Below are 17,898 nucleotides of genomic sequence, written 5' to 3' on the forward strand. Positions count from 1 at the left end.
GTATGCTGTCCTAATTACAAAAATATGCAACATTTGTTTAAATACTTTATCTGGTATGTCTTGATCTCTACTTTTTTGTGCTTTTCGTTTTTAATTCCGAATTTCTCCTCACCAACAAACATTCAGAATATCTTGATAGGTGGAAGTGTATTAGGAATTATGGTGATCGGACAAGCTCTCTGTCTTTTTGCCAAAAGTTTGGATCTTTCTGCAGAAGGCAATGTTTCTATTGTAACTGTTATTGCCGCATGGCTGATGCTACCAGCAGCAGAATCAACTTTTGCACAAGCGGGTGGTCTAGGTGTTGAATTAGCACCTGTTTTAGTTGTTCCAATTATGCTTACTTTAGGGACATTATTTGGTTTCATTAATGGTCTCTTGATTGCGTATGTTGGTATGAATTTCTTTATCGTCACCCTGGCAATGCAACTTGTTCTGAGAGGATTTGGTTACGTTATCAGTGAGGGAGCGGTGATGCCTGGAACACCAGATTCATTTAATTTTCTTGGTGGTGGGCAGGTTTATGGAATTCCAATGCCGATTATCACAATGATTATCGTGTTCTTGATTTTTCATTTTTTTGTAAAGCAAACAACTATTGGCAGACAGATTCTTTTTGTTGGTAGTAACATCAAAACTGCTCAAACAGTTGGTATAGACCAAAAGAAAATTGTCCTTTTCGTATATGCGGTAAGTGGTTTCCTTGCTGCCTTTGCTGGATGGATGCTTCTTGGGAAGTTAGAGACCTCTGTTCCAAACCTTGGTGTTGAACTCACTCTGAACGTTGTTGCTGCTGCAGTAATCGGCGGAGTTAGCCTCAAGGGTGGTGAAGGTTCGCTAATTGGAGCACTTGCTGGGGTTCTTTTGTTGGCAATTATTAATAATGCATTAAATTTGATGAGTGTGGATCCCTATTGGGTGAATGCAGTTCGTGGTTTTATCATCCTGCTAGCGCTGATTATTGACGCCCAAAAGCAAAGATTTCTCAGCCGAATATGATTGTTCTCATTATTTTTTCTTTATGAAGTTAGCACTTATTGGTTGCGGTAGAATAGCTGCTGTACATGCTGAGTCTGTTATTCAATATGCTGCAGATTCAAAGCACCCTATTGAAATTGTCGCTTTAATTGATACCAATTTTGTTAATGCTGAAGAATTCAAAAGTACATACAACTTATCCTGCAAAATATTCACTCAACTTGAAGATGCTGTCCAAGAAACAGCTTTGGATTCTGTCATTATCTCTGTACCCCATTATCTTCATGAAGATCTTGCTCTAAGAGCTTTTAGCCAAAATTTGAATGTTCTTCTTGAAAAACCGATGGCCCATACACTTGATTCTGCATATAGAATTTTAGAGCAATCAAGAAGATCCAATCAAATTTTCATGATTGCTGAAAATAGCCAGTATTGGCCTGAGATCTTGAAAGTCAACGATTTGCTTTCTGATGGGATTATTGGAGAGGTTGTCACAGCAAAGGCTTCATTTAGACAAGCCTCCGATAAAGATATATTTGACAGTTACTGCGTTTTGCCGGGTGGCACTGAATCCAAAGCATGGAGATATTCTGTAGCAGCTGCTGGTGGCGGAATTACAATTGATGGTGGTGCTCATTGGATTCGCCCATTAAGGTTTTGGTTTGGTGAAATCCAAGAGACTTTCTGCAAGTTTTCTTATCCCCACCCTTTGATGGAAGGTGAAAGTTTATCTCAGGCAATATTTACTTTTGAAAAACCTCTAACAGCAATTTTTGAAGGTATTCTCACTGAAAAAACTGTGTTTTCGAAAGATTACACATTTAGAATCACAGGCACCCAGGGAGAGATCATGGTTGGGCCTGAGGGCGGGGTATATGTTTTTGACCAAGCACACCCGGATGGTTTTCAGTTGTTTGATAGACATGGGTACATTTCATCTTTTTACCATCAGTTTCATGATTTTTACTCTTGTGTTGTGTCAGGAAAAACGCCCGATGCCAGTGCTGAATATTCTTTGGGAGAAATGAGAGTTGCCTTTGCAATGGCCAAATCAAACATTGAAAAGATGTGGGTGTCCCCTCAAGAAATATTTTGAATACCTCAATTTCTGATGAAATCAGAATATATAAAACGCTTTAAAAATTTTATTTAGTCCTTTACTTAATCCTTTTGATTCATTTTTTTTGGAGCTGCAAATGAAATCAATGGAAGTTTGCAATGTGCCGGTTTGCGAGTTAGGTGAGGGTATCTTTTGGCATCCTGAGCGTCATAGCTTTTGCTGGTTTGATATTCTTAATTCTAAGTTTTACGAACAAACTGATGATCAATCGACTAAGGTAATTGATTGTCCTGGTATGGCCAGTGCGGCTGCAAGGATTGACAGTAATCGACTTCTTGTTGCAGTTGATGATGGTCTTCATATTTTGGATCTTGAGAGCAAAAGGTGGGAGAGTTATTTAGAGATTGAGTCAGAGAATTCTCTGACGCGTAGTAACGATTGTAGAGTTCATCCAAGTGGTTCTTTTTGGTTCGGGACAATGGGTCACAATGCTGAACCAGGTGCAGGGTCTATCTATCATATCAGATCAGGTAAAATTCAATTGCTGTATTCCAGCGTCACTATACCCAATTCAACTTGTTTTACACCTGATGGTACTACCGGCTACTTTGCAGACAGTGCGCTAAATTTAGTCTGGCGTGTAGAATTGAATCCTCAGACAGGACTACCTTTATCTGAACGTCAGGTTTTTATCTCTTTTGAATCCAATATTATACCTGATGGTGCTATCGTTGATTCACAAGGAAACGTTTGGATAGCCCTTTGGGGAGCCTCCAAAGTAGCAGTATATCGCCCCGACGGATCTTTGCTTACCGAACTTCATGTCTCAGCCAGTCAGGTGAGTTGTCCAGCTTTTGGTGGTGCGAATTGTTCTGAATTGCGCGTGACTACAGCGTGGGCCAATTTAGATGACACTTCTAAATCAAGCCAACCTGATGCAGGGTGTGTCTTCAAATTTGCTTCAGCACATGTAGGCCAAATTGAGGCAATGTATAAACTCTGATGATACTTGCCAATTCAGTATTTTGGGTCACACAATTATAAAGAATTCTGGCAAATAATTTTGTCAAGTTTGCTATCAGTGATTTTGGTGTCTCATTACCCCTTTTCGAAAGATGTTAAAAGAGTGAAGCAATAATCCACAATTTATAGGGAGAATCCGACGTGCCCGAATTGAATGTAGATCAATTTCGTATCGCCTTGAGCGCCGATTTTCTGCGAGTGGACGGTAGTCCTTCCTATCCCATGTTTGATCTCTCTACGCTCCAAAGAGATGAGCGCATCCAGTTGGAATATGTTCCTCCGGTGAATGGAGAGATGGTGGCCGATGCGCTCAAAGAGTTCGATGCGCTGATACTCTTATCCTCCAAGTTCTCCCGTCAAAGTATTGATCCGGAAGGCAGGTTATCTCTAGTGGCTCGCTTCGGAGTTGGCTACGACTCAGTGGATGCTGATGCCTGTACGGAGTTTGGTATTGGATTGGCGATCACCCCGAATGGAGTCCGGCGTCCTGTGGCGGTATCTATAATCACCCTGATGCTGGCATTAACTGGCAAGTTGATGGTGAAAGACCAACTGACGCGGCAAGGCCCAGCAGGGTTTGCAAAGCGCTCTGAGCACATGGGAGTAGGATTGGTTGGTAAAACTCTGGGTTCGCTTGGAGTAGGAAACATTGGAGCAGAGCTTTTTCGATTAGCGACTCCCTTCGATCTGAGGTTTATTGCCCATGATCCATTCCTCACTGAGACAAAAGCTCAGGAATTAAATGTGGAACTGGTATCACTTGAAGAGTTGTTCCTGCAGTCAGACATACTTGCGATCAACTGTCCACTAACTGAAAGTACTCGACACATCGTCAACGCAGAGCGGCTATCATTGATGAAACCAACCGCCTACTTGATCAACACCGCCAGGGGTCCTGTTGTCGATCAAACTGCTCTGACAAAAGCTCTCCAGGAGCAAAGAATTGCAGGGGCTGGACTTGATGTTCTTGAGGTGGAGCCTCCTCCGTTGGAAGATCCTATTCTGCAGTTAGATAACGTTATCCTCACACCTCATGCTCTGTGCTGGACTGATCAATGTTTTGCTGGAATTGGTGCAGCAGATGTACAAGCCGTTCTAGCTGTGATGCAGGGCCAGATCCCAGTTGGATTGGTCAATCAAGAGGTGCTTGAACATCCTAGTTGGCAAAAGAAGCTTGCTAACTATTGTCTAAGATTTGGAGTAGACAGGTGATTGGAATTTACCAATCTAGCTAAAGTTGAATTCAGAAAGCTTTATAAACTTTTCAGTAGTTGCTGCCTGGTCAGGCGGGTTGCAGAGAAAATCTGCTTCAGCCTCCAAGATTCATCCTGGGCGTGCTGAAGTAAGAACAAGGCATCAGAATGTGAAAGGCTGGTTGAGATTCCACCTTCTGTCGCAGGTAAGTTCAATCCCAATTCTTGGGCCAGTGACCCCAGTTTTCCACGATCCAGGTGGTAGCCAGTAAACTCAGGATCAAACGAATTGGCATATTCTGAAACGGTAAAAGCTGGAAGATCTACTGCTATGTTCACCAAGCCCACTTGAATGGGGACTGGGAACCCCCCGTTCGACTTGATCGCATGAAGCCGCTCCATTGCGATTGGACAAATCTCTCCACAGCCAGGAAATCCAAAAAAAAGCAAAGCCTGATCAGGTTCACTCGGTAGGAACTCCAGCTGGACTGTCTTGCCTGAGCTAGCCATCGGGAACCACGGCAGCGCAATCAATAGCCCTAGCATTGCCCCAATCAGTACTGTACCTCCCAACCAAAGACATCTGTGATTACTTTCAAACATGTTCGATAAATTTTGCAGTTATTTTATGACTCACATTAGTATTCACGGTTCAATTTACTAGACATGTTCAACATCACTGACACAAATTGTAAAGGAACCACATAGGAACCCTACAAATATCAGAATTTCGATCAACTAACCTAGTCCCAAAAATTGAGGAATCCCTGTGAGAATATTTTTTCATGCGTTTTCATCTCACATTTCTGAATCCGTAAAGCAGGCCCTGCAAGAAGATTTCATCAAAGCAGATCGGCTGTTCCTGATATTGACTGTTGTTCAGTGGTTACTGGTTAGTACCGCAACTGCTCTGCCAACTGGAACCTATTTGTTTGGCTTCATCACTGGTGGAATCGTCACTTTATTGGTCGGCCTAGCCTATCTTTTCTACAGGGGCACCGTAGTGTGTCGGATGGTTGTTGGGGCCAGTCTCATGTTGTTTTCAGCAATCATGATTCAGCAGGGATTGGGCCGCATCGAGATGCACTTTCATGTCTTTGTCTCGATGTCTTTTCTGCCTCGCTATCGAGATCCAATACCAGTACTGACCGCTGCCATCGTAATAGCCCTGCATCATCTGATTGGGAATTACTGCCAACAAGCCGGCTGGATGATTGCCGGTATGCCCGTCTCTGTTTTTGATTATGGGACCGGATTTGACATCTTTCTGCTGCATGCTGTTTTTGTCGTGGTTCAAGCAGGAGTCTTGACCTCCATCATTGTGGATAACACTAAGAATTTTTGCGAAAGCAACGCAATTGTTCAATCAATGCTTGAAGTCAGTCAAACACACTCATTCAAAGGTCGCATTGAACTGATCGATCCTAATCCAGACTCGCCAATTCGGCACTACAATACTCTGATGGACACCATCTCTGAGTTGTTTGGGCAAGTGCAGGAGATGGTCTTCGCTCTACAAAAAGGAGATCTGAGTAAACGAATCGAAACCACAGATCAAGGAGATATTCGGGAAGTTCAGGACTCTCTCAATAGCTCTATGCAATACATGCAAGAGTTGGTGAGCGATATCAACAGCACGATGCAGGACCTAAAACAGGGGAAGTTTTCTGGCAAAGTGAAAGCCTTATCAGCAGGAGAGTTCTCAACAATGAGCCATGGAGTTAATCAAACTGTCGAAACTTTGAGGCATCTGGTTGGGCAGATGATCGAAACCACACAAAATCAGGCAAAAACGGTAGAGGAGGTCTCAGTGGCCGTGACTCAAGTCAGCCAACGGGTCGAAGATAACGCCAAGTACGCCGAAGAGGCTGTAACTATGATGAATCAAGCTCTGAATAGCACCCAAATGAATGTTCAGCGGATTCAGAAGCTACACACAGCAATGAGTTCAATTCATGACAATGTTGCGCAAGTTCAGGAAATTGCGAAGCAGACGACGTTGTTGGCCTTCAATGCCTCTGTTGAATCTGCAAGAGCAGGTGTGCATGGTAAGGGTTTTGGAGTAGTTGCACAGGAAGTCAACAATCTAGCGACACAGAGTAAGCTCACTGCGCAGGACATCCAACAAATCGCTAAAAAATGCTTGGCAACTGCCGAGGAAGCAACAGCTGAATTACAGAACTATGTGCCTGAAATCACCAAGACCACGGCAATGGTACGGGAAATTCAGCTGTTTTCTAATGAGCAAAACAGTGCCCTCAAGAGCATCCGTTTGGAAATGGATCAATTGAGCGAACTTGCCCAACGAGGAATTCAAAATCTACCCAGCCTTAATACCTTTGTCCCCCCATTGAGTAGTAAGTGAAAATGTTTTCGACAGAGGACTACAATCAATTCTTCAACTCATTTTTTAGAACTCCATCGAAAATGCTGGAGAAACTCACTTGAGACTTTGAGGTTATAATTTTCATTTCCTAATCCCCATCTTGTTCGACAGAATTGTATCCTATAAATTAAAGTATCATCCAATTAAAAGGTAAAAATTTTTCAAAGATGGTGTATGGTATCAATGACTTCACAAAGGAGTCATTGATATTCATTTTCTTACTTCAAGGAGAGTTCAAATGAGTGTAATGAAAACTGTAGCAAGGCTATCTGTAGCATTGTTAATTACAATCCCAGTAAATTCAGCATTCGCAGGTGGACACATGAAAGGTTGGGAAGCTACTGGTACCCAAATACCCATTTCTAGTGAAACAGTTACCGGAAAGACAGGTGCTATCACACACATGAAATCAACTGACATTTGGGATTATTCAAAAGCACCAGAAGGAATACCAAGAGTGGTCAAAGCTACTTGCCATAATACGGTAGTAACAAACTCTGGCGGAGCAATGTTGGGTGGAATTGGCGTATGTGAATCAGTAGATCCTAATGGCGATGTAAGCTTATTCTACGGTACTTTTGGCAAAGACGGTGTTTACAACGCAACAATGGCACAAGGAACTGGAATTTACGAGAAATACGTTGGGATGGAAATTACTGGTGGCTTTATTGGACAATTGCCTGATGGTTCAGGTATTTACCATATGACACCAAAATAAACTAATAAACCACATTTTTCTTCAGGTTTGCCCTTGATCACATATTTGCTTAAAGGGCAGACCAAAGTTCGAAGGAAAAATAAGAGATAAAATTCTTCAAATTAAGTAAAATATAAATGAAAAATTATTTTCAGCAAATTGACTTATATTCAGTTAAATTTACTGAGATGCTATTGCGAAATAAATTACTAACAATAATCTTATCAATAGTCTTCGCACTCATTTGTGGATACGGCGCACAGAATTTGAAATTTTCTACAAATTATAGAGTTTTCTTTTCTGATAGTAACCCTGAACTAAAAGCTTTTGAATCATTTCAAAGTACATATACCAAAAATGACAATGTACTTTTTGTTGTTAAAAAGAAAGATTCAGGAAATATTTTTAATAATAGTGATTTATCAGCGATAAAAGAACTGACTGAGCAGGCTTGGCAAATTCCATTTGTAATAAGGGTTGATTCAGTAACAAATTTTCAACACACCAGCGCTATTGAAGATGACCTAGTCGTTGAAGATCTTATTAATGAGACAGATGCAGAAGAAACGTATTATCAAAGCAGGCTCAAAATTGCTTTGGAAGAGCCTTTATTACTGAATCAGTCCATCTCTAAAGATGGAAAAGTATCTGCAGTAAATGCGGTTTTACAATTTGCGGAAAAAGATTTGATGGAAGTTCCACAAGCTGTCAATTTTGCACTGGATATTGAAAGGAAAATTGAAGCTGATTATCCCAATCTTGAAGTATATGTTTCTGGTGTCGCAGCTCTTAATAACGCTTTTGCAGAAGCTGGAATGAAAGATGCCGGAACCATTACTCCTATTATGTTCTTAGTGATATTCGCCCTAGTTTGGCTAATCATCCGAGCTTGGAGTCCAACGGTTGCAGTGTTGATTTTGATTATCTTATCAACAATGGTTGGGATGGGGATTGGTGGATACGCAGGTATTGAATTAACCCCAATTTCAATGGCCGCACCAACTGTAATTTTAACACTCGCAGTTGCTGACGCAATACACATATACATCACCTTAAAAAGGTTAATGCAAGAAGGAATGGTCAAACAAAAAGCAATTGTAGAGTCTTTGAAAATAAATTTTCTTCCTGTGACAATAACATCTGCAACTACAATTGTTGGATTCCTTGCTCTTAATTTTTCTGACTCCCCACCTTATTGGCATCTTGGCAATATCACAGCAGTGGGCATTGGTGCCGCTTGGTTATTCTCCATTACACTTTTGCCAGTGATTATAAGCTTACTACCTTATAGTACCAAGGTAGTCTCAGAAAAAGAAAAGACTCAAAGTATTATGTTGAAGTTGGCAAATTTTGTTATTGATAATCACAAGAAAGTATTTATCGGAACTAGTGTAATAACACTAATTATTATATGCTTCATTCCGACAATTAAATTTGATGATCAATGGGTTGAGTATTTTGATGAATCTGTAAAATTCAGAAGTGACTCTGATGTTGTTTTAGATAATTTTGGAGTTTATCCAATTGAATATTCGATCCCTGCAAAATCAGAAGGGGGTATCAGTGAACCAGAATATCTGCAGAATATAGAGAAATTTATAATATATTTACGTGGGGTCAAAAATGTAGAGCATGTGTATTCAATCTCAGACATTATGAAGAGGTTAAACAAAAATATGCATGGTGATGATCAAAATTATTACAAAATTCCTGAAGAAAGAGAATTATCTGCCCAATATCTTCTTTTGTATGAGCTTTCTTTACCATACGGACTAGACTTAAATGATAGAATCAACATTGATAAGAGTGCTTCAAGGGTGACGGTTACCTTTGGTCGATTAACCACTGCTGAACTAAAGAATTTTCTTGTTCAGACTGAAAATTGGATGCAGGAAAATTTCCCTAATTACATGCAAACGAAACCAACTGGTGCCAGCGTAATGTTCACCTACATTACAGAAAGAAACATCAGTAGTATGATTACTGGGACGATGATAGCAATTTTTGCAATTGCTTTGATGATGATTGTCGCTTTGAGAAGCTTAAAATTGGGCTTGTTAAGTCTAATTCCAAACGGACTACCCATTCTTACCACCTTTGGTGCCTGGGCAATCCTAGTGGGTGATGTTGGGTTTTCAGTTGCTACAGTAGCTTCGATATCGCTCGGAATCGTAGTCGATGATACTGTTCACTTCCTATCGAAATATGTTCGAGCACGAGAAGATCGTCAATTAAGTGTTGAAGATTCGATTCGATATGCCTTCGATAATGTAGGAATGGCCATTGTCATCAATACCTTCATATTGGCTGTGGGTTTTGGAGTACTAACTAGCTCTACATTCAAATTAAATGTAGACATGGGACTGATGACAATTTTAGCAATTGTTTTTGCACTCATTTTAGATTTCCTACTTTTGCCTGCCATTCTTCTCTTCAAAAATGATTCTGCTGTTTCCAACAGTAGAAATGTCAATACTGTCCATCCTGCAACTTCTGGAGTATGAGGAGCGCACTATGTCAATCAATGCAACAGCAAATCATTCAAAAACTTTTTTGATCATTTCATTAATCTTTTTGCTTTCTCTTTCTGTAACAGCCTTTGGCGAATCACCCGAGGAAAAAGGTTTTGAAATAGCTGCTAGATCAGATCGATCTGACAACGGTTATGGAGACAGCAAAGTAGAAATGACAATGATTTTGAGAAATGCTGCAGGAGATGAAACGACAAGATCAATCAATTTTACTACTCTGGAAAGAGAAAATGAGGAGGTTGGAGACAAAAGTCTTGTGCTCTTCAACACACCTCGGGACATCAAAGGAACCGCTCTTCTTTCCCATGCACAGATTCTAAAACCTGACAATCAGTGGCTTTATCTGCCAGCCTTAAAAAGGGTCAAGAGAATTTCTTCAAGCAATAAGTCTGGTCCCTTTGTGGGATCAGAATTCGCTTTTGAAGATTTTACAGCTACTGAACTCAAAAAATTCTCATATAAATTTTTGAGAGAGGAGCCATGTGGAGAGTTGACTTGTGATGTTTTGGAAAGAGTACCTTTGTACAAAAAGTCAGGATATTCCAAACAAATAAGTTGGATTGACCAATCAATTTTTCAACTAAGAAAGTTAGAGTTTTATGACCGTAGAGGCCAACTGCTGAAAGTACTTGAAGCATCTGATTACAGAGAGTATTTGGATGGTATCTGGCGCTCTCACAGGTTTGCCATGAAAAATGTACAAACCAAGAAGCAAACAGACTTAATTTGGGCAGATTATCAATTCAAGACCGGATTGGCTGATAATGCTTTTGAGAAAGGAAAGCTGAGCCGGGTTCGGTAACTCATGTTTTCATTTTCTAATCTTTTCTTCGCAAACGTCCTTTTTCTCTGCTTCATCACCAGCAGTCTTTTTGGTAATGAAAATATTGATACCCGGTTATCTTTGGGGATTGAAACTAGATTTTTTAAGAACCCCCCAAAGTGGGTTGGACAATCTACGGATGATTTTCAAACCTCTGTCGAAGGGTTTTTTGAGGTATTCTATCCTTTAGATAGTAATCACTCCGTCACCATCAACCCTTTCTTCAGAAAAGATGGGATTGATGAGAACAGAGATCTCCTTGATATTAGGGAAGGATACTGGCTCTTTGAATCTGATCCAATAGAAGTTTTGGTTGGTGTCAACACTGTTTTTTGGGGTGTCGCCGAATCGATTAACTTAGTTGATGTTATCAACCAGACTGATGCTGGAGACTTCTCTGGGGACCAGAAATTAGGTCAACCAATGATAAATCTTCAGTTTCTTCCAGAGTACGGGACATTTTCTCTCTATCTCCTACCTTACTTTAGAGAGAGAAGTTTTTCCGGACATGAAGGACGCTTTAGAGGCGCTACTGAAATTGAAAATAATGATTCAGAATTTGAGTCCACAGATGCGCTACACAACTTAGATGTTGCTCTTCGATATAGTCACTACTTTGCTGATGTAGATTTTGGTCTGAGCTATTTCAAGGGAACCAGCAGAGAGCCCCTCATTTTACCAAACTCAGCAGCTGAATTACTTCCATATTATGGACAAATTAGTCAGATAGGTTTGGACTTCCAATACACATATGTTGACTTGCTTTTCAAAACCGAAGTCATTGTGAGAGACGGATTTTCAGAGACATATACTGCGGCTGTATCTGGTTTTGAATACTCCTTTTACCAGATATTTGATTCTGATTCTGATTTTTCAATTTTATTTGAATATCAGCATGATGACAGGTCTAAGTACGAACCCCAAACTCTTTCTGATCAAGATATTTTTGCGGGATACCGAATTACTCTTAACGACTTGTCCGACAGCTCTTTTCTGGGTGGAACTATCTATGACACGAGTAGGTATAACTCAACCACTTTTCTAGAATATGAAACAAGAATATACGAAAACTTTAGTCTTCAAGTTTCAGTAACTGAATTTTCTGGAGCTCAAACCTCAGATCCATCCTACATATTTGATTCAGATGACTTTGTCCAAATCAAGTTGACCTCCTATCTGTGAGGCTGAAACTTTAGATTTTTTCCCCAAGCCACGTACCTACACCGACAAATTATCAGCCATCAAATTAGTTAATAATTGCAAATAATCATGAGACTACGTTACTCACTGAATTTCTGCTAAACTGATTTCTTCGTTGATCCTCTTGCTTTACAATTGCCGATATTTTGCAAATTTTTACCTGAAATCAGCACAGTAATTGGTTTTGCAAATCGTTTAAAATCAGAATCGACTTGTCTTGCAGAACATCCCCCAGTAACTAGCTAACTCCCCATTGTTTTCAATCACATTTCTTGTGGTTCTTCAATCATTCAGTAAAGGTGAGTTCATGAAAAGCTTTCTTCCATTCATCAAGCGTTCGATCACAGCAGTACTTGCAGGAACACTGCTTTTTTCCACCCCAGTTTTCTCGCAGGAGTTCAGCTGGAAATTCAATAATGGCCTCCCTGAAAATCGTAATGAATCCAAGGAACTTGAACGCTTTGCCAACGATGTTGGTGCAGCTACAGACAACAAGCTACAAATCAAGATCTATCATGGTGGCTCTCTTGGTCTGAAAAACGAGGATGTCCTGCGTTGGCTTCCCACCGGAGCAGCAGAGATGGGCCTGGTCTGGGCCAATTACCTGGGACGGGATGCACCCGCAATGAACGCTGTTTACATTCAGGGTTCTGTGGGCTCCACAGAGGAACACCTGAAGGCGATCCCAGTGCTCAAGGATATCTATGCAGAAGAGTTGAAGGAGTGGGGAATCGTGCCTGCAGGATTCTTGGCTTTGCCGATTCTTTACGCTTCTATCTTTTGTCGTGATGAAGCAGTGAACACGCTGGAAGCACTACGAACAAAGAAACTCCGTGTCTGGAGCAAGGACATGGTCGAAACATTTGACAAGCTCGGTGTATCCGCACAGATCATTGGTCAAACTGAGATGTATGTTGCCTTGAAGACCGGGGTTGTGGATTGTGCGGTCTATCCAGCTCTGTACGCCAAGACCGTTTCCCTACAGGAAGTCACAGGCTTCGCTTCTTACCTCTATCCAATTGCTGGCCTTCCCTACGTTCTAGGAGCTTCTGAGCAACAGTGGAATTCGCTACCAGCTTCCATGCAGTCTGAAGTTAAGAAAGCAGCAGATAATCTCTTTGCACGGTCCACCGACTATTCTGATGACAACGAAAAAGAACAGAAGGCCCGTCAAGATTTGGAGCAAGCCGGGATCAAGTGGATAGCTGATTTTCCAGCTCAGGATCAGCGGGCTTTCCTCGATGCGGCAGCCAGTACCTGGCAAACCATGGCAGAAGAAGCCGGCGGTAATGCTCCAGCCAACAGAGCTAAGATCCTTAAAGCGGTCGGTCGCTGAATGATGAACAATTTCAAGAGAAGTCAACCAAATAAGTACTTTGTACCTGGCACTCCTCTCACTGTTCACTGAGAACCCATGTGCAGTTGATTTCAAGATGGATGGTCGCGCTGGCTGCCTTGGCAGGCTTAGGAATGGTTGTAATGGTTAGCGTGGGAGTAGTGATGCGCTATTTTCTCAACTCCCCGCTGAACTTTACCGAAGAGGTGGTCGGCTTGCTCCTGTCTGCCTCTCTTTTCCTGATGTTGCCCTACCTTACACTGCACGATAAGCACGTGCAGATCACACTGCTTAGACAGCATCCTTCTGAAAAGGTTCGCTGGGCACTGAGGATTCTCAAGCAGTTGGTCACCTTGGCCTTCTTTGCATGGATGCTCTATGAGACTCTTCCATGGTTAAAGTTTGCCATAAAGCTGAACCTCAAATCGGAGATCTCCCGACTTCCTCTACTTCCCTGGATGGCCATTCTCCCCATCTCGTTCTTCTTGACAGGCATCGCCAGTCTGCTCTGCCTTTGGAAGATTCATCGTTCTTCCCACGACTCCGCTTCATCAGGTTGAAGTCCAAATGTTTTGGACAACTCTTCTCAGCACACTGATCGCAACAGCTGCCAGTAGTGCTCCCCTCGGCGCAGCGCTCGGTTTGACCGGACTGATCATCCTTCAGTTCTTTGTAAATGGTGCGACTTCCCTAGCTTTGAACGCTGTCTGGAACGTCCTCAATGAGTTTACTCTGAGTGCGATTCCTTTGTTCATCATCATGGGAGAAGTGATGCTGGCTTCTGGAGTCAGTCAACGCATTTACGCAGCCCTGTCAACTGTCTTCAATCGAGTTCCTGGAAACCTGCTACACACTAATATCGCAGTCTGCACAGTCTTTGGGGCAATCAGTGGTTCCAGCCTATCCACTGCAGCTGCTGTCGGAGCAGTAGCCTATCCAGAGATGAGTCAGCGAGGTTATGATCGACGAATGGTGGTTGGAAGTCTGGCTGGCGGTGGAACCCTCGGTCTGCTGATTCCTCCATCCTTATCTTTGTTGATTTATGGTTCACTGACAGAAACTTCGATTGGTCAACTCTTTTTGGGAGGAATCATTCCAGGACTGTTGATGGCGCTCTGCTTCATGGCCTACATCCTTGTGCGCTGTCTGAGGGATCGAACTCTATATCCCACAGAGCTAGAGCTGCAGCTTCCCTTTCTCCAAAAGCTTAAGAGTTTATTGAGCATCTGGCCCGTTGCCGGGCTGGTCTTTGCGGTGATGGGCACAATTGTGCTGGGGATTGCTACCCCAACAGAAGCTGCCGGAGTTGGGGTTGTCAGCGCAATTGCCTTGGGCTTTCTCTGGGGAGACCTAACTTTTCGTAAGCTAGTGGACTGCTTTCGCCAGGCAGCCATCACCTATGGATCGATTGGCTTTGTAGTGGTGGGGGCTGTGATACTCGCTCAATCCATCAGTATTCTGGGAGTACCTCAAGCCTTGATTGAGGCTATCGAAGAGTTGGGTTGGGATCGCTACTGGGTGCTGTTGTTGGTAATTCTCTGCTACGTTCTACTGGGATGTCTGTTTGATGGCTTGTCCCTGATGGTGATGACACTACCGATTGTCTTTCCTCTGCTCACAGGATTGGGTTTTGATCCAATTTGGCTGGGGGTCATTGTCACGATCCTGATTGAGATCGGCCAGGTGACCCCGCCTGTTGGTTTGAATCTCTCAGTGATTGTTGCTGTCACCAACCATGAAATCGGCTTGGGCAAAACCGCTTTGGCAACCGTTCCCTATTGGCTGCTGCTCTTGCTGGGAATTCTCGTGTTGACCCTCTTCCCCAATCTTGTTCTTTACCTGCCACAAAATCATTTCTGAATCACTCCTTAACCCTGCACGGCGATGACAGATCATCGTCTCAACTTTAGGTTAGAGTTGCTAGCTTGCGGGGCCGAAGCCAGTAGGCCAGCGGATCTCTGCATGGGATTCAAGGTGCTGTTCAGCCACCTTCAATAACCAGAAATCAGAAAAAGCTCGGCTGTGTACCTGGACGCTGAGTGGTAATCCTTCGCTAAAACCAATCGGCACTGTCAAACCAGGGGTTCCCATCAGTGCAGTAGTACAGTGATAAGTTCCGTTGTAAGTTCCATAGCTAACTCGTTGCCCATTCACTTTGAAATTCCAGTTCATCCGAGTTCTCTCAAAAGCAGGCCCAGGCATGTTTGGAAGCATCCAGAGATCATACTTGTCATAGAACTTTGTCACCTGTTCCCGAATTTCTTCGAGTCGCTCCAAGGCTTTTTGAAAATCCTGCTCTGACGAATGAAATCCTCTTCGAAGATTCTGAGCGATCCAGCCGCCACCCATTCGCATCTGTAACACATAGAACAACAAGATGGAGTTGAGGGGTTCCGTTCGCATCAACTTGGGGAGTGAGATACTGGCGAGATGACCAGTGATCAGCGCCCACAATTCAAAACACTCCGCCATGTCGACCTCAGGTGCACAATCTCTTGTCACCTTGTGACCATCTTTACTCAGTTTGTTCAGAAAAGATTCGATCACTGCTTGAGTCACTTCGTTGGCGGTGATGTCCAGAATTGTGTCGGTTTGGGCAATACGGAGTTTTTCAGGGACCGGAGGTGTATCCTGTCTCTGCTCAGGGGCTAAAACAGAGAGCATCAAGTGGAGATCGGTAATGCTGCGACCCATCGGCCCACAGACGGTCAGAAAAGAAGGAGCATCAGGAAAATCTTCAGGCCCCACGTCATTCATGGGCAGGAGGCCGTCAGTGGTACGCAGTCCAAGGATTCCGCAGCAGTGGGAAGGGAGTCGAATAGATCCAGCCAGATCAGAGCCCATGTCCAAAGGAGTCATTCCGGTTGCAATTGCCGCAGCTGCACCTCCAGAAGATCCACCAGGAGTCCGAGAAAAATTCCATGGATTAACTGTTTCTGGATAGATTGGGTTCCGACAGTTCCAGTCATAGCATCCAAACGGAACGTTGGTACGTCCAAGGATGATGGCTCCTGCTCTTCGTAGCCGTGCTACCAACTCACAGTCCTTGGAAGGCTTGTAATTCCAGTACTGTGGTAGTCCCAGGGTCGTTCTCATTCCTTTGACGATCGCATGATCTTTCAGAGTAATCGGCACACCGTGCAAGGGACCAATTTCGTTGTTACCGGCTGACAACTCTTGATCGGCTTGCCTTGCCCTCACAAGTGCCTCCTCTTCGTCTAGAGCACTGACCGCCTTGATTTGAGGATTGTGGTGCTTGATCTGAGTGAGATGTGCCTGCACAACAGTTTCTGCAGTGACCTCTCTTTCGCGAATCAACTGAGCCAGTTCCCAAGCAGGACGGTGAGTCCATGTCAATAAGGACGGGTAGTCCTTAGACGTTGTATTCATTGAAATCTACTTGGTTGGAGCAAGGCCATGCTCTCTTTTGGGGACAACACTTTCTGCATTTTAAGGCTTTCCAGACGTCTTGCGGAAGGAACTGTCAGGACTCCCTTTGAAGCATTTCATAATCCAAGGATAAGCATTTGTCACAAAATATCCGTAATGACCATTGATCATCATTCCGTTGCATTCATCCAGATCTCCACTACCTTGTTTGTATTCATAATCATCGATATAAGTACCACTATAAGTTCCTCCTGGGAACGCACTTTCTCCTGACTTGCTTTGCCGCATACCGCCATCGTCTACAAGGACATAGCTTGAAGTGACTCTGCGTATGCTTACATTGTCATCGATGAAAGGTCCGTAAATCGGAAAGCCATCGGCTGCAAATCCAATCACTCCCGAAGCCGTTTGCCCTGAAGTGTCGTACATAGCTAGAGGATCACCATGATAATGGTAGGCTCCATCCGGTTGTGTATGAGCGTTGTGAGAATCCGTTCCAAACTGATTCTGGGGAGACATGGGGTCATAGCGCCATGGAATATTCGTCTCAAAGCAGCCAATCTTTTCCTGACCCAACGGCTCGTTACCAACTCCATAACAAGCTGCAGCAAGCAGATCGAGCTTGGCTCCATTTAAAAAAATCGCATTATCGTATTGCAGAGTAAGTTGGGTGGTACTGTTTGCTGTAGATGGTGAAACAGGAATACTAAAAGTTTCGTTGACCATGCCAATCGCTGTTGCAAATGCCCCAGTATCATTAACATCATGGTTAGGAATCGAGTTGCTGCTGATCGTGCAGGTGCTGCCATTCGCAGTAATGGAAAGTGATCCTGACAAAGTACGGTTATTGCCACGGTCTTTGATCGTGGAAGTGAAATCACCAACGTAGGCACTGCATGAAGGATTTGTCTTCGTGAAGATATAGTTTGTGATGTCCGTTGGTGTAGTATTGTTGTCCTGGGAATCAGTGTTCACATTTTGATCTCCATCTTGATCTACAGGTGTACCGACATCATCAGACACGGAATCATTATTTGAAGTTCCAGCATTTTCTGTTGTCTGAGGCTCAGATTCTTGTGCAGTATCCCTAGTTGATGTGCTGTTGTCACTTCCGCTGGAAGAACCACCACTGGAACAAGAAACCAAGGCGGCCGTCAATAATGAAAACAGACTGAATTTTATGAATCGTTGCATGAGAAGGCTCAACAAGCTTAGTGAGGTTAATGAAGTGAAAAACTGAATAAAACTGACTGAAAGTAGGTAGTACCTGTTAAAAAGAAT

General features: G+C 43.0%; 15 protein-coding genes. 12 read left to right on the plus strand and 3 right to left on the minus strand.

Annotated features, from left to right (window positions below):
- The first annotated feature begins 24 nt into the window (after window positions 1-24).
- The 4 genes from P8O70_06830 (at window position 25) to P8O70_06845 (ending at window position 4,273) form a co-directional block, all read left to right on the plus strand.
- Window positions 25-999, plus strand: coding sequence for an ABC transporter permease (locus P8O70_06830; GenBank protein ID MDG2196590.1), 975 nt, complete (start codon window positions 25-27; stop codon window positions 997-999).
- Complete coding sequence (locus P8O70_06835) at window positions 962-2,074, plus strand: Gfo/Idh/MocA family oxidoreductase (protein MDG2196591.1); 1,113 nt, start codon at window positions 962-964, stop codon at window positions 2,072-2,074. Before P8O70_06830 ends, P8O70_06835 begins: the two co-directional genes overlap by 38 nt.
- A 100-nt stretch (window positions 2,075-2,174) precedes the next feature.
- On the plus strand, window positions 2,175-3,041 hold the full coding sequence (locus P8O70_06840; protein MDG2196592.1) for an SMP-30/gluconolactonase/LRE family protein: 867 nt from the start codon (window positions 2,175-2,177) through the stop codon (window positions 3,039-3,041).
- A gap of 161 nt (window positions 3,042-3,202) precedes the next feature.
- Window positions 3,203-4,273, plus strand: a complete 1,071-nt coding sequence (locus P8O70_06845; protein MDG2196593.1) for an NAD(P)-dependent oxidoreductase — start codon at window positions 3,203-3,205, stop codon at window positions 4,271-4,273.
- 41 nt (window positions 4,274-4,314) lie between these two features.
- Here the strand turns inward: P8O70_06845 and P8O70_06850 are convergent, their stop codons facing one another.
- The gene (locus tag P8O70_06850) at window positions 4,315-4,857 is read right to left on the minus strand and encodes an SCO family protein (protein ID MDG2196594.1); all 543 of its coding nucleotides are present in this window, start codon (window positions 4,855-4,857) and stop codon (window positions 4,315-4,317) included.
- Window positions 4,858-5,023: 166 nt separating this feature from the next.
- On the opposite strand from P8O70_06850, the gene P8O70_06855 reads away from it, so the two are divergent.
- The 8 genes from P8O70_06855 to P8O70_06890 all read left to right on the plus strand — a co-directional run bounded on the left by P8O70_06855 (window position 5,024) and on the right by P8O70_06890 (window position 15,087).
- Window positions 5,024-6,619, plus strand: coding sequence for a methyl-accepting chemotaxis protein (locus tag P8O70_06855; GenBank protein ID MDG2196595.1), 1,596 nt, complete (start codon window positions 5,024-5,026; stop codon window positions 6,617-6,619).
- 259 nt (window positions 6,620-6,878) lie between these two features.
- Window positions 6,879-7,358: a hypothetical protein gene (locus P8O70_06860; GenBank protein ID MDG2196596.1), complete on the plus strand. Its 480-nt coding sequence runs from the start codon at window positions 6,879-6,881 to the stop codon at window positions 7,356-7,358.
- A gap of 116 nt (window positions 7,359-7,474) precedes the next feature.
- Window positions 7,475-9,841 (plus strand): MMPL family transporter, encoded by a 2,367-nt coding sequence (locus tag P8O70_06865; GenBank protein MDG2196597.1) that lies wholly within the window; start codon window positions 7,475-7,477, stop codon window positions 9,839-9,841.
- Between the two features lie 10 nt (window positions 9,842-9,851).
- Complete coding sequence (locus P8O70_06870; protein MDG2196598.1) at window positions 9,852-10,670, plus strand: outer membrane lipoprotein-sorting protein; 819 nt, start codon at window positions 9,852-9,854, stop codon at window positions 10,668-10,670.
- 3 nt (window positions 10,671-10,673) lie between these two features.
- On the plus strand, window positions 10,674-11,873 hold the full coding sequence (locus tag P8O70_06875) for a hypothetical protein (protein MDG2196599.1): 1,200 nt from the start codon (window positions 10,674-10,676) through the stop codon (window positions 11,871-11,873).
- 325 nt (window positions 11,874-12,198) lie between these two features.
- Window positions 12,199-13,227 (plus strand): TRAP transporter substrate-binding protein DctP, encoded by a 1,029-nt coding sequence (dctP, locus tag P8O70_06880; GenBank protein MDG2196600.1) that lies wholly within the window; start codon window positions 12,199-12,201, stop codon window positions 13,225-13,227.
- A gap of 80 nt (window positions 13,228-13,307) precedes the next feature.
- Window positions 13,308-13,787, plus strand: a complete 480-nt coding sequence (locus P8O70_06885) for a TRAP transporter small permease (GenBank protein MDG2196601.1) — start codon at window positions 13,308-13,310, stop codon at window positions 13,785-13,787.
- A 7-nt stretch (window positions 13,788-13,794) separates the two neighbouring features.
- Window positions 13,795-15,087 (plus strand): TRAP transporter large permease, encoded by a 1,293-nt coding sequence (locus P8O70_06890; GenBank protein MDG2196602.1) that lies wholly within the window; start codon window positions 13,795-13,797, stop codon window positions 15,085-15,087.
- Window positions 15,088-15,147: 60 nt separating this feature from the next.
- On the opposite strand, the gene P8O70_06895 is transcribed toward P8O70_06890, so the two are convergent.
- Together P8O70_06895 and P8O70_06900 are read right to left on the minus strand one after the other, a co-directional pair.
- The gene (locus tag P8O70_06895; protein MDG2196603.1) at window positions 15,148-16,617 is read right to left on the minus strand and encodes an amidase family protein; all 1,470 of its coding nucleotides are present in this window, start codon (window positions 16,615-16,617) and stop codon (window positions 15,148-15,150) included.
- Between the two features lie 60 nt (window positions 16,618-16,677).
- On the minus strand, window positions 16,678-17,811 hold the full coding sequence (locus P8O70_06900; protein ID MDG2196604.1) for a YHYH protein: 1,134 nt from the start codon (window positions 17,809-17,811) through the stop codon (window positions 16,678-16,680).
- Window positions 17,812-17,898: the final 87 nt, after the last annotated feature.

It is taken from the genome of SAR324 cluster bacterium (assembly GCA_029245725.1).
Lineage (GTDB): Bacteria > SAR324 > SAR324 > SAR324 > NAC60-12 > JCVI-SCAAA005.